General features: G+C 64.5%; 8 protein-coding genes. 6 read left to right on the top strand and 2 right to left on the bottom strand.

Annotated elements, in window-relative coordinates; genetic code table 11:
• Positions 1 to 153: 153 nt before the first annotated feature.
• Both hutC and AC1DX0_RS20760 read right to left on the bottom strand, forming a co-directional pair.
• Positions 154 to 894, bottom strand: coding sequence for a histidine utilization repressor (gene hutC, locus AC1DX0_RS20765; RefSeq protein WP_477219127.1), 741 nt, complete (start codon positions 892 to 894; stop codon positions 154 to 156).
• On the bottom strand, positions 891 to 2,243 hold the full coding sequence (locus AC1DX0_RS20760) for a formimidoylglutamate deiminase (RefSeq protein WP_477356666.1): 1,353 nt from the start codon (positions 2,241 to 2,243) through the stop codon (positions 891 to 893). Before AC1DX0_RS20760 ends, hutC begins: the two co-directional genes overlap by 4 nt.
• A gap of 97 nt (positions 2,244 to 2,340) precedes the next feature.
• Here AC1DX0_RS20760 and hutI point away from each other — a divergent pair, with 97 nt between their 5' ends.
• From hutI to AC1DX0_RS20730, 6 genes are all read left to right on the top strand, one after another.
• On the top strand, positions 2,341 to 3,570 hold the full coding sequence (hutI, locus tag AC1DX0_RS20755) for an imidazolonepropionase (RefSeq protein WP_477356664.1): 1,230 nt from the start codon (positions 2,341 to 2,343) through the stop codon (positions 3,568 to 3,570).
• On the top strand, positions 3,567 to 5,108 hold the full coding sequence (hutH, locus tag AC1DX0_RS20750; RefSeq protein WP_477219124.1) for a histidine ammonia-lyase: 1,542 nt from the start codon (positions 3,567 to 3,569) through the stop codon (positions 5,106 to 5,108). The genes hutI and hutH overlap by 4 nt, the downstream gene beginning before the upstream one ends.
• Entirely contained in the window at positions 5,108 to 5,926 is an 819-nt protein-coding gene (hutG, locus tag AC1DX0_RS20745) for an N-formylglutamate deformylase (RefSeq protein WP_477219123.1), read from the top strand. The genes hutH and hutG overlap by 1 nt, the downstream gene beginning before the upstream one ends.
• Before the next feature lie 23 nt (positions 5,927 to 5,949).
• The gene (gene hutU, locus AC1DX0_RS20740; protein WP_477219122.1) at positions 5,950 to 7,623 is read left to right on the top strand and encodes a urocanate hydratase; all 1,674 of its coding nucleotides are present in this window, start codon (positions 5,950 to 5,952) and stop codon (positions 7,621 to 7,623) included.
• A 12-nt stretch (positions 7,624 to 7,635) separates the two neighbouring features.
• The gene (locus tag AC1DX0_RS20735) at positions 7,636 to 8,214 is read left to right on the top strand and encodes a HutD/Ves family protein (RefSeq protein WP_477219121.1); all 579 of its coding nucleotides are present in this window, start codon (positions 7,636 to 7,638) and stop codon (positions 8,212 to 8,214) included.
• Between the two features lie 288 nt (positions 8,215 to 8,502).
• On the top strand, positions 8,503 to 13,191 hold a 4,689-nt coding region (locus tag AC1DX0_RS20730), incomplete at its 3' end, for a glucoamylase family protein (protein WP_477356662.1).

Below are 13,191 nucleotides of genomic sequence, written 5' to 3'. Positions count from 1 at the left end.
CTCGTGGGGGAGATGCCCGGCAGGGCAGAGGGGGGCGCTGTCCCGCCGGCCTTTCTCTTTAAACAAGTTTCCCGGCAGGCACATTCGAGGTTTGCACTCTACGGCGCCCCCCTCTGGCCTGCCGGCCATCTCCCCCACAAGGGGGGAGATCACTCACCCCTGCGACGGCGTGAATCGCGCCACCAGCGTGTGGCTTTCCGCGGGATAGATAAACCGCACATGCGTCACGGGATGCTCGGCACTCCATGTCCGCCGCTCGACCACCAGGCAAGGCGCGCCCGGGTCGATGTCGAGCGCGTCGGCAACAATCTCATCGGCGGCCATGGCACGGATCCGGTGTTCGGCCTCGCTCCACGGCACACGGCCGATCAGCCAGGGCCCGGCGGCGATTTCCCTGAACTCTTCGTCTCCGGCTTCCGGAACCGCCGAAAGATTGATCAGCCGCTGCTCGAGTGCGAATGGCCGCTCGCCGGCAAAATGCAGACCTTCGACCCATAGCAGTGACCCTGCTGAGGACAGGCCGAGCAGCGCTCTGTCGTCCGCGTTGCTGCGCCGCTTCAGGCGCTCCAGCCGCTCGTAACGATAGGGTAGGCCAAGCGCTTCGACCTCGATCCTGATGTCGTGAAGTTCAAGCACCGCTGCCTGCGACTGCGGTTGGCGGACAAAGCTGCCTGAACGGCGGCGGCGTTCGATCAGCCCGGCCTTTGCCAGCTGCGACAGGGCCTTGTTCACCGTCATGCGCGAGCAATTGTACTCGGTCGTCAGCTCGTGCTCGAATGGAATGCGATGACCGGGCGCCCAGGCGCCGGACAGGATTTTTTCGCTGATGTCGGACAGGATGCGCTGGTGCAGCGAGCCGCCACTGTCAGCATCAACTGTCTCAACCGTGCTCATGCCGACAACGCCATCATCACACTGCGAAACCGCTCGGCGATGGCTTCGCGCCTGGCATGCCGGCCGCCGCTGACCTGTTTCTGCCCATGCACCCAGACGCAGTCGACCTTGCTGCCATTGGCGAAGATCCAGGCGTCGAGGATCGCGTCGCCGGTCTTGCCGGCCAGCGAGGGGGTCTTGGCGTCGAGCGAGASGAGATCGGCGGCTGCCCCGGCGGCGATCCGCGAGGCGCCGGCGCCGAGCGCGATGCTGCCGCCGTCAAGTGCTGCGTCGAACAGCGCACGGCCGGTCGAGCCGCCGGCCACGGCAAGCACATTGCGGGCGCGGTGGGCAAGGCGCTGCGAATATTCGAGCTGGCGCAATTCGTCGGGCAGGCCGATCAGCACATTGGAATCGGAGCCGACACCGAAGCGACCGCCATGCTCCCCAAACAATGGCGCGGCAAAAGTACCGTCACCGAGATTGGCCTCGGTGATTGGACAAAGGCCGGCGATGGCGCCGCTTTTCGCCATGCTGATGGTTTCGGCGTCGGTCATATGGGTGGCATGGATCAGGCACCAGCGCTKGTCGAYYTYGGCGTTGGCSAGCAASMATTCGACCGGYCGYGCGCCGGACCAGGCAAGGCAGTCCTCGACTTCTTTCACCTGTTCGGCGACGTGGATGTGGATCGGCCCGTTCGGCGCCAAAGCGGCAATTTGGGTCAGTTCMTCCGGCGTYGCGGCGCGCARGCTGTGCGGSGCRACGCCGACGACRGCKTGATTCAACGCGCGAACCGATTCGAGGCTCTTCTCAACAAGCATGGAGAACCGATTCACATCGTTGATGAATCGGCGCTGGCCTTCGTTCGGCGCGGCACCGCCGAAGGAGGAGTGCGCATAAAACACCGGCAGTAGTGTCAGGCCGATACCCGTTTCGCTCGCGGCGGCGGCGATACGCTCGGCCATCTCGGCGAGATTGGCGTAGGGCTTTCCATCGCGGTCGTGGTGCAGATAGTGGAATTCGCCGACGCGTGAAAAWCCGGCCTCCAGCATCTCGACATAGAGYTGSGCGGCAACYGCCTCSACCTGRTCGGGCGTCATCGACAGCGCGAARCGGTACATCACCTCGCGCCAGCTCCAGAAACTGTCGGCGGARGGGCCGCGAAGTTCGGCCARTCCGGCCATGCCGCGCTGGAAGGCGTGGCTGTGCAGATTGGGCATGCCCGGGACGAGAATCGCGTGGCGCTCGTCGCCGGCCTGCGGAATGGTTCCCGCTTTGACGGTGGCGATACGGCCTCCATCCAGCGCGATCCTGACATTGCCTTGCCAGCCCTCGGGCAGCAGCGCCTGTTCCGCAAAGATCCCCGTCACATCCGCCTCCAAATCTGCATGCCCAAGCGACGATACCACTTGCGTCGCGTTTCAATATGTATATACATAATCGCCATCCTTTCAAATGGAAAAGATGATGGTTGGAGCAAACGGGAAGAGCGGCTTTCGTCTGTGGCGCAATGCGCGGCTGGCGACCATGGCCGACGGCGTGGCTGGCCTCGGCGTCGTCGAGAAAGGCGCAATTGCTGCCCGCGACGGGCTTATCGTCTATGCCGGCACTGAGGCGGAAATGCCGGCTTCGCTTAGGCAGGGCGCCGAGACCATTGATTGCGAGGGCCGCTGGATCACGCCCGGCCTSATCGAYTGCCACACSCATCTGGTCTATGCCGGSAACCGCGCCAAYGAATTCGAGATGCGGYTGGCYGGTGCCACCTATGAAGAGGTGGCCAGGGCCGGYGGCGGTATCGTYTCCTCGGTCAAGTCACTGCGYGCSGCCAGCGAGGATGAACTCGTTGCCSAGWCGCTGCCGCGCCTCGATGCGCTGATGGCCGAGGGCGTCACGTCAATCGAAATCAAATCGGGCTACGGCCTCGATCTCGATAATGAGAAGAAGTCGCTGCGCGCCGCCCGCCGGCTGGGCGGCGAACGGGCGGTGACGATCCGCACGACCTGTCTGGCTGCCCATGCGCTGCCGCCCGAAGCCAAGGGTGACAAGGACGCATTTATCAATTTGGTCGCTAAGCAGATTCTTCCGGCGGTTGCCGCCGAGGGACTGGCCGATGCAGTCGACGGTTTTTGCGAAGGCATAGCCTTCTCACCTGAGCAGATGGCGCGCGTTTTCGATGCCGCCAAGGCCCTGGGCCTGCCGGTCAAGCTTCACGCCGACCAACTGTCCAACCTGCATGGGGCCGCGCTTGCCGCCAGCTATGGCGCGCTGTCCGCCGACCATCTTGAATATACCGACGAGGCGGGCGCTGCCGCGATGGCGAAGGCCGGCACGGTGGCGACAATCCTGCCCGGCGCCTATTACTTCATCCGCGAAACCAAGAAGCCGCCTGTCGACTTGTTCCGCCGCCATGGGGTGAAGATGGCGGTGGCGACGGACAGCAATCCCGGCACCTCGCCGCTCACCTCGCTGTTGCTCACCATGAATATGGCCGCGACGCTCTTTGGCTTGACCGTCGATGAATGCCTCGCCGGGGTCACCCGCGAGGCCGCGTGTGCGCTTGGCCTTCTCGACAAGGCCGGCACACTGGAAGCCGGAAAATCCGCCGATCTGGCGATCTGGGACATCGAGCGTCCCGCCGAACTCGTTTACCGCATGGGCTTCAACCCGCTCCATGCCCGCATCTGGAGAGGACAATGACCGAACTGACCTTGAAGCCCGGCAATGCGACGCTGGCCGACTGGCGCGCCATCTACCGTGGCGCCGTGCCGAAGCTGGACGATGCCTGCCGCCCGAAGATCAAGGCGAGCGCCGAGGCCGTTGCCAGGATCGTTGCCAAGGGTGAGCCGGTCTACGGCATCAACACCGGCTTCGGCAAACTGGCCAGCGTCCGCATTCCGGCCGGCGATCTCGAGACCTTGCAGCGCAACATCGTGCTGTCGCATGCCGCCGGCGTCGGCGAGCCGATGCCGGTCGCAATTGCCCGCCTGATGATGGCGCTGAAACTCGCCAGCCTGGCTCAGGGCGCTTCCGGCGTCCGCCCCGAGACGATCGAGCTGCTGGAAGCGATGCTTGCCAACGACGTCATCCCCGTGGTGCCCGCGCAGGGCTCCGTCGGCGCTTCCGGCGACCTTGCCCCGCTGTCGCACATGACGGCGGTGATGATCGGCGTCGGCGAATGCTTCACGCCGCATGGCCGCTTCCCGGCCAAGGTCGCTTTCGTCTCGCACGGTCTCGAACCAGTGACGCTTGGCGCCAAGGAAGGCCTGGCGCTGCTCAACGGCACGCAGTTTTCGACCGCCTATGCGCTAGCCGCTTTGTTCGAGGCCGAAGTGCTCTACCAGTCGGCGCTGGTCGCCGGCGCGCTGTCGACCGACGCGGCAAAGGGTTCTGACGCTCCGTTCGACCCGCGTATCCATGTGCTGAGAAAGCATCCCGGCCAGATCGAGACGGCGGATGCACTGCGCAATCTGATGGCCGGCAGCGCTATCCGTGAATCGCACCGTGTCGGCGACGAGCGGGTACAGGATCCCTATTGCCTGCGCTGCCAGCCGCAAGTCATGGGCGCCGCACTCACCGTGCTGCGCCAGGCGGCCGACACGCTCGGCACCGAAGCCAATGGCGTTACCGACAATCCGCTGATCTTCGCCGAGGACGACACTGCGCTTTCCGGCGGCAATTTCCACGCCGAGCCGGTAGCCTTCGCCGCCGACATGATCGCGCTTGCCGTCTGCGAGATCGGCTCGCTGTCCGAACGCCGCATCGCCATGCTGGTCGACCCGGCGCTGTCGGGCATGCCGGCCTTCCTGACGCCGAAGCCCGGCCTGAACTCCGGCTTCATGATCCCGCAGGTGACGGCAGCGGCGCTCGTTTCGGAAAACAAGCAGAAGGCCTATCCGGCCAGCGTTGATTCCATCCCGACCTCGGCCAACCAGGAAGACCACGTCTCGATGGCCGCGCACGGCGCGCGCCGGCTGATCGGCATGGTCGAGAATGCGACGGCTGTGATCGGCATCGAATTGCTGGCAGCAGCGCAAGGCTGCGATTTCCATGCGCCGCTGGCGTCGAGTGCCGCTCTGGAAGCGGTGCGCAAGCTGGTCCGGGCCGAAGTGCCGCATCTCGACAATGACCGGCATTTCCACCCCGACATGGAAAAGGCAATCGCCATGGTGCGCAGTGGCGCGACCGTCAGGGCTGCCGGCGCGGTGGCGCTGCCGTCGATTTCGGGAGCGGCGTGATGGCCGCCACACCCTGGCTCGCCGTTAGCCAAGGCACAGCACCCCTGCTGGTGTCGATCCCGCACACCGGCATCGACCTCGCCGGCCTCGAAGATCGCCTGGTCTCGCCCTGGCTCGGTCGCCGCGATTGCGACTGGTGGATCGACAATCTCTATGACTTCGCCGGCAGCCTCGGCGCCACCGTCGTCCACACCGCGATCTCGCGCACCGTCATCGATGTCAACCGCGATCCCTCGGGCGCCTCGCTCTATCCCGGCCAGGCCACCACCGGCCTKTGCCCGACMGARACYTTCGACGGCGAYCCGCTCTACCGCGAGGGCGAAGAGCCGGGACCGTCGGAGGTCGACGAGCGTCGCGAAAAATTCTTCGTGCCTTACCATGCCGCCTTGCAGGCCGAGATCGACCGGCTGCGCGGCCTGCACGACAAGATCGTCCTCTACGACTGCCACTCGATCCGCTCGGTGCTGCCGCGGCTGTTCGAAGGCACGTTGCCGGTGTTCAACCTCGGCACCAATGACGGCAAGAGCGCTGATCCGAATCTGCAGGCGATGGTCAGCCAGATCATGGCCGAAACCGGCGAAACCGCTGTCGTCAACGGTCGCTTCAAGGGCGGCTGGATCACACGCCATTTTGGCCAACCGCAACAGGGTGTCCACGCCTTGCAGATGGAGCTCTCCAACCGCGGCTACATGCGTGAGCCCGATGAAAAGGGTGAGCCGGACAATTGGCCGGTACCCTACGATGCCGGGTTTGCGGCACCGATCCGTACCACGCTGAAGCAGATTCTCGAAACCGCCATTGACTGGGCCGGGCGCTGACGCGCCGCCATCCGAAAGGGACAATGATGACCAATCCTCGCCACAACATCCGTGAAGTCCGTGCGCCGCGCGGCGACAAGCTCAACGCCCGCTATTGGACGACCGAGGCGCCGCTGCGCATGCTGATGAACAATCTCGACCCCGAGGTTGCCGAAAACCCCAACGAGTTGGTCGTCTATGGCGGCATCGGTCGGGCCGCGCGCACCTGGAACGATTTTGACAGCATCGTCGCCTCGTTGAAGACGCTTGGCGAGGACGAGACACTTTTGGTGCAGTCCGGCAAGCCGGTCGGCGTGTTCCGCACGCACGCCGATGCGCCGCGCGTGCTGATCGCCAACTCCAACCTCGTGCCGCACTGGGCGAATTGGGACAAGTTCAACGAGCTCGATAAGAAGGGCCTGATGATGTACGGCCAGATGACGGCCGGCTCGTGGATCTACATCGGCACGCAAGGCATCGTGCAGGGCACTTACGAGACCTTCGTCGAGGCCGGCCGCCAGCACTATGGCGGCAACCTCAAGGGTAAATGGATCCTGACCGGCGGCCTCGGCGGCATGGGCGGCGCTCAGCCGCTGGCCGCCGTCATGGCCGGTGCCTGCTGCCTGGCGATCGAATGCAAYCCGGACTCGATCGATTTYCGCCTGCGCACCCGCTATGTCGACGAGAAGGCCGAGACGCTCGACGAAGCGATGGAAATGATCGAGCGCTGGACCAAGGCCGGCGAGGCGAAGTCGGTCGGCCTGCTCGGCAATGCCGCCGAGATCGTGCCGGAAATGTTCAGGCGCGGCATTCGCCCCGATATGGTCACCGACCAGACCTCGGCCCACGACCCGATCAATGGCTATCTGCCGAAGGGCTGGACGATGGCCGAGTGGCGCGAGAAGCGCGTCAGCGACCCCAAGGCAGTCGAAAAGGCGGCTCGCGCTTCCATGCGCGAGCATGTCGAGGCGATGGTGGCGTTCTGGAACGCCGGCGTGCCGACACTGGATTACGGCAACAACATCCGCCAGGTCGCCAAGGATGAAGGTTTCGAGAACGCCTTTGCCTTCCCCGGCTTCGTGCCGGCCTATATCCGCCCGCTGTTCTGCCGCGGCATCGGCCCGTTCCGTTGGGCAGCACTTTCCGGTGATCCCGAGGATATCTACAAGACCGATGCCAAGGTGCGCGAACTCACCCCCGGCAACACCCATCTGCACAATTGGCTGGACATGGCGCGCGAGCGCATTGCGTTCCAGGGCCTGCCGGCGCGCATCTGCTGGGTCGGCCTCGGCGACCGCCACCGGCTGGGCCTTGCCTTCAACGAGATGGTCGCCAAGGGCGAACTCAAGGCGCCGGTCGTCATCGGCCGTGATCACCTTGATTCCGGTTCGGTGGCTTCGCCCAATCGTGAGACGGAATCGATGAAGGACGGTTCGGATGCCGTGTCCGACTGGCCGCTGCTCAACGCGCTGCTCAACACCGCGTCCGGCGCCACCTGGGTGTCGCTGCACCATGGCGGCGGTGTCGGCATGGGCTTTTCGCAGCATGCCGGCATGGTCATCGTTGCCGACGGCACCCCGGACGCGGCAAGGCGCCTGGAGAGGGTGCTGTGGAACGACCCGGCGACCGGCGTCATGCGCCACGCCGATGCCGGCTACGATATCGCCATCGAATGCGCCAAGGAGCACCAGCTCAATCTGCCCGGCATTCTCCGGTGATAGGCGGAAATCATGCGCATCCTTCGTGCCGCCGACTACCGCGTCATGCCGTGGAAGAACGGCGGCGGCACGACGACCGAGATCGCCGTCTCGCCTGACGGCGCCGGCCTCGATGATTTCGACTGGCGCGTGTCGATGGCCCGCGTCGGGGGCAGCGGGCCGTTCTCCAGCTTTGCCGGCATCGACCGCACGCTGTCGGTGCTGGAAGGCGAGGGGATCGTGCTTGATGTCGCGGGCCAACCGGCGGCGCGGCTGACGGCGTCTTCCGCGCCTTTTTCCTTTCCGGCCGACCTGCCGACCAGTGCCGCCCTGATCGCCGGCCCGATCACCGATCTCAACGTCATGAGCCGCCGCGGCCGCATGCAGCATAAGGTTAAGCGCCTGGCGATTTCGCAGCCTGTGGACATCGCGGCGCAGGCCGGCACGACCCTCATCCTGTGTCACAAGGGCGAAGCCGTTTTCCTCGGCGCTGGGTCAATTCGCCTCGGGCCGCTCGACACGCTGCTGGTCGGGCCGGATGCTCCCGTCCTGAAGGTTGAGCCTGCTCGGGATACGACGCTGTTCGTGATCCGGATAACCATCGCGACCTGACGCCTTCGCGCCAACGGTTACCGCCTGTTTCCAAACATGATCGTGCTGCCGGCGAAATATAGCGTAAGCTCTTGCCGGCATCACGAAAAAGCCCGAATCCTCTCCGCCGATCGATCTCGACGGGAAGAGGGGCGCTCGTCTTGGAATTTTTGCCGAGAGATGACGCCCTGTCGTGGTGCGGAAACAAACTTTCGGCAAGTGGGATTATGCAACCAATTGCATTTGAACCGGTTTTAGGGCCATTGCCGTGGCGGTGACGCCGCTGTGTGCCCGCTTACGGAATTTTCAATGAATATTCAGACGAATCCAGCCCAGATCGAGAAGACCAGCGCCAGCTTCCCGGCCATCACGGAAGAGCCGATAAGGTCGACATTCCTGCCGGAGGAACGCCTCAGGCTGCTCGGCGAAAGCCTGGCAAACGGCGATCTCGCCGACCTGTTCGGCCTGACCCCTTTCGACTTCCAGGCCCGCATCCGCGACAGYGCCAAGAAGATCCTCGAAGTCTACCGTTCGACCAATGCGGCGCAGGCCAAGGGCGAAACSATCACTCCGGCMGCGCAATGGCTGCTCGACAACAATTATCTGGTCGAGGAGACCATTTTCCAGGTCAAGCGCGATCTGCCGCGCCGTTTCTATCGCCAGCTGCCGACGCTGAAACTGCCTGATGGCGGCACAGTGCCGCGTGCGCTGGCGCTGGCCTGGACCTATGTGGCGCATTCGGACAGTTCCGTCTCGGCGACCATGTTCAAGTCCATCGTCCAGGGCTTTCAGTCGGTCGAGCCGCTGAAGATCGGTGAACTCTGGGCGCTGCCATCGCTGCTGCGCTTCGTGCTSATCGAAAATCTYCGCCGSCTGGCGGTSAGGGTCAATCGCACCCGCCAGATGCGCCAGATCGCCAACGACGTGGCCGACAAGGTGCTGGCGACCGACGACAGCGCCGACCGCCAGGCGATCCTGGCCAATTTCAGCGCTCATGCGCAGGACACCACCTTCGCCACCCAGCTTCTCTACCGCTTGCGCGATGGATCGCAGAATGCCGGCAAGGCCCTGGAATGGCTGGAAGGCGAGCTCGAAAAGACCGGCTCCGATGCCGAGGAGATCATCATCTCCGAGCATCACACGCTGTCCAGCGGCAATGTGACGACCGGCAACATCATCCGCGGCCTGCGCCTCATCAACGACGTCGACTGGACGGTGTGGTTCGAAGGCGTCAGCCGCATCGACACCGTGTTGCGCGAGCGCACCGATTTCGCCGCGCTCGACTTCTTCTCGCGTGACCAATACCGAACCGCGATCGAGGAACTCGCGCGCCGCTCGAACCTGTCGGAATACCGTGTCGCTGAAAAGGCCATCGAACTGGCCGGCCAAGCCGCCAGCGAACGTGCCGCCAGCGAACATGCACCGGCCGGCGATGGCGACGATTCCGTTCCGGCTCCGTCCGCGCATACCGATGTCGGCTTCTTCCTCGTCGGCCCGCGCCGGCTCGAGCTGGAAAAGGCGATCGGCTATCGGCAGACGATCAGCCAGATAGCCAAGCGGACCTTCGCCAAGACCGGGTGGCTTGGCATCGTCCTGCCGGTCTTCGCCTTGACGGCCCTGCTTCTCGTCGTCACCGGCAATGCACTAGCCCATCTCGGCCTGTCGGTGACCTCGATCGTGCTGATGCTGGCGCTGTTTGCCGTGCCGGCGAGCGAAGGYGCGCTTGCCTTCTTCAACACCGTTGTSTCGTTGTTCCTCAAGCCGACRCGSCTGATCGGCTACGACTACCRGCACGGCGTGCCGCCCGAGGCGCGCACKWTGGTGGTTGTGCCKTCGCTGATCGGCTCGCGSGACGATGTCGAGGAAAACATCCGCAACATCGAAGTGCATTACCTTGCCAATCTGGTCGACGAGATCCATTTCGCGCTGCTGTCGGATTGGCCCGACAGCAAGATCGAGATCGATGCTGCCGACACCGAGATCCTCGAATATGCCCGCGCCGAGATCGCCCGTCTCAACGCCCGCTATCCCTCCGAAGGCGCGCCGCGTTTCTACATCCTGCACCGCCGCCGGCTCTTCAACGCCGCGCAAGGGTCCTGGATGGGCTGGGAGCGCAAGCGCGGCAAGCTGCATGAGCTTGATCTTCTGCTGCGTGGCGACAGTGACACCACATTCCTGCCGCTCGAGGTGCCGCTGCCGGAAAAAGTCGTCCATGTGATGACGCTCGACGCCGACACGCGCACCACCCGTGATGCCGTGGCGACCCTCGTCGGCAAGCTCTGCCATCCGCTCAACCGCCCGCATTTCGACGCGACGAAGCGCGTTGTCACCGCCGGCTACACGATCCTGCAGCCGCGCATCACCGCGTCGCTGACGTCAGGCGACGAAGCCTCGTTCTTCCAGCGCGTGTTTTCAGCCAATCGCGGCCTCGACCCCTATGTCTTCGCCGTCTCGGACCTTTATCAGGACGTCTTCAGCGACGGGTCCTTCACCGGCAAGGGCCTCTATCACGTCGATGCCTTCGAGGCCGCCCTGCAAGGCCGCATCGAGGAAAACACCGTCCTCAGCCACGATCTGCTCGAAGGCGCGCTGGCGCGCGCGGCACTTGTCACCGACGTCGAACTGGTCGAGGACTATCCGACCCGCTACTCGGTCGATGCCTCGCGCCACCATCGCTGGGCACGCGGTGACTGGCAGTTGCTGGGCTTCATCCTCGATCCACGCTCCGGCGTTCCGGCCCTGTCGCGCTGGAAGATGGTCGACAATCTGCGCCGCTCCCTGACGCCGATCTTCTGGGTGATGGCGGCGATCGCCGGCTGGACCTTGCTGCCCTTCACGCAGGCCGCGCAATGGCAGGCCTTGCTGATCCTCAGCCTGTTCATGGCGCCGACTTTCGATGTCGTCAACGCCATCCTGCCCAAGAGCGGCGACCAGACGCCGCGCGGCCATTTCTCGGCGCTGGCGCGCGACGTCGCCTTCGGCACCGCCATGGTGGCACTGAAGATCGTGCTGATGGCGCACAACGCCTGGATGATGGGCGATGCCATCGTGCGCACGCTCTACCGGTTGTTCGTCAGCCGCCAGAATCTTTTGGAATGGCGCACCGCCTCGCAGGCGCACAAGGCCGGCGACAACGATGTCGGCTCCTATTACGGCATGATGTACGGCGCCGTGATCATCGGCTTCGTCGGCCTCGCCATTCCGGTGCTGGCCGATTCCACCGGCGCCTTCGTCGCCTTCTTCTTCGCCCTGTTCTGGATCGGCTCGCCGGCGATCGCCAGCTGGATCAGCCGTTCGGCCGAAACCGAGGACCGGCTGCGCATATCGCAGGCCGATATCCATACGCTGCGCACCGTGGCGCGGCGGACCTGGCACTATTTCGAAAGCTTCGTCACGGCAGAGCACCACAATCTGCCGCCGGACAATTTTCAGGAAAGCCCGGCACCGGTCGTGGCTCCGCGCACGTCGCCCACCAACGTCGGTGTCTATCTGCTGTCGGTCGTCTCGGCGCGCGATTTCGGCTGGATCAGCCTGTCCGATGCCATCACCCGYATCGAYGCSACCATGACGACCATCGARAGCATGCCGCGCMAYCGCGGCCATCTCTTCAACTGGTACGACACSACGACGCTGAAGCCGCTCTATCCGCTCTATATYTCGGCTGTCGACAGCGGCAATCTCGCCGGMCAYCTKGTGGCRGTGGCSGCTGCYTGYGCCGAATGGGCSGAAGCGCCKTCCGTGCACCTSCAGGGCGATTTCGARGGCRTYCTCGACACGGTGACSATCCTGAGCGAAAGCCTCGATGAGTTGCCTGACGACCGCCGTCAGCTCAGGCCTCTGCGCCAGCGTCTCGTCGACCGCCTGGACGGCATGCGGCGCGCCGTCGAAACCATCAAGGCGCAGCCGGAAATGGCCTCGATCCGCACCATCAACCTCGCSGTGCTGGCGGGCGAGATCCGCAAGCTTGCCACCGCCATCCACACCGAGGCGGCATCGGCCCAGAGCGACGTCATCGTCGACTGGGCGGCGAGGCTGGAAGCCACTTGCGAGGCGCATGTTCACGACGCCCACAGCGACGACAATGCCGTCGAGGCACTGCGCGCCAAGCTCCTGACCTTGCGCGAGCGCACCCGCCGTTTCGCCTTCGAGATGGAATTCGCCTTCCTGATGCGAACGGAACGCAAGCTGCTGTCGATCGGCTACCGCGTCGAGGAGCACCAGCTCGACGAAAGCTGCTACGACCTTCTTGCCTCCGAGGCGCGGCTGACCAGCCTGTTCGCCATCGCCAAGGGCGATCTGCCGACCGAGCACTGGTTCCGACTCGGCCGCCCGATCGTCGAGATCGGTTTCCAGGGCGCGCTGATGTCCTGGTCGGGCTCGATGTTCGAGTATCTGATGCCGCCGCTGGTGATGAAGGAGCCGCAAGGCTCGATCCTCAACCAGACCAGCAAGCTGATCATCAAGCGCCAGATGCAGTACGGCCGTCAGAAAAACGTGCCGTGGGGCATTTCGGAAGCGGCCTACAACGCCCGCGACCGGGAACTGACCTATCAGTACACCAATTTCGGCGTGCCCGGTCTTGGCCTGAAGCGCGGCCTTGGCCAGAACACGGTGATCGCACCTTACGCCACCATATTGGCGGCGCAGTTCAACCCGCGCGAAGCGGTGCAGAACCTTGCGCGTCTGCGCGAGATCGGTGCGCTTGGCCCTCACGGCTATTACGATGCGGTCGATTTCACGCCGCAGCGCGTGCCTGAAGGCACCAACCACGCGGTCGTGCTGAATTACTATGCCCACCATTCGGGCATGTCGATCGCGGCGGTCGCCGACGCGATCTTCGAGGGTCGCCTGCGCGACCGTTTCCACAGCGATCCGGTCATTGAATCGGCTGAACTCCTGCTGCAGGAAAGGGCGCCGCGCGACATTCCGACCGCGACCGTCAGGACCGAAGCGGACGAGCGAGCAAAAGACGAGACCGAAACCGAGAGCCCCGACACC

Source organism: Mesorhizobium sp. P3_A9, assembly GCF_056402975.1.
This window is presented reverse-complemented; position numbering and strand designations above follow the sequence as displayed.

What these genes read in the sequence shown, in the direction of transcription:
- hutH (WP_477219124.1), top strand. Translation starts at nt 3,567, where the DNA reads ATGACCGAACTGACCTTGAAGCCCGGCAATGCGACGCTGGCCGACTGG.
- AC1DX0_RS20735 (WP_477219121.1), top strand. Translation starts at nt 7,636, where the DNA reads ATGCGCATCCTTCGTGCCGCCGACTACCGCGTCATGCCGTGGAAGAAC.
- hutC (WP_477219127.1), bottom strand. Translation starts at nt 894, where the DNA reads ATGAGCACGGTTGAGACAGTTGATGCTGACAGTGGCGGCTCGCTGCAC.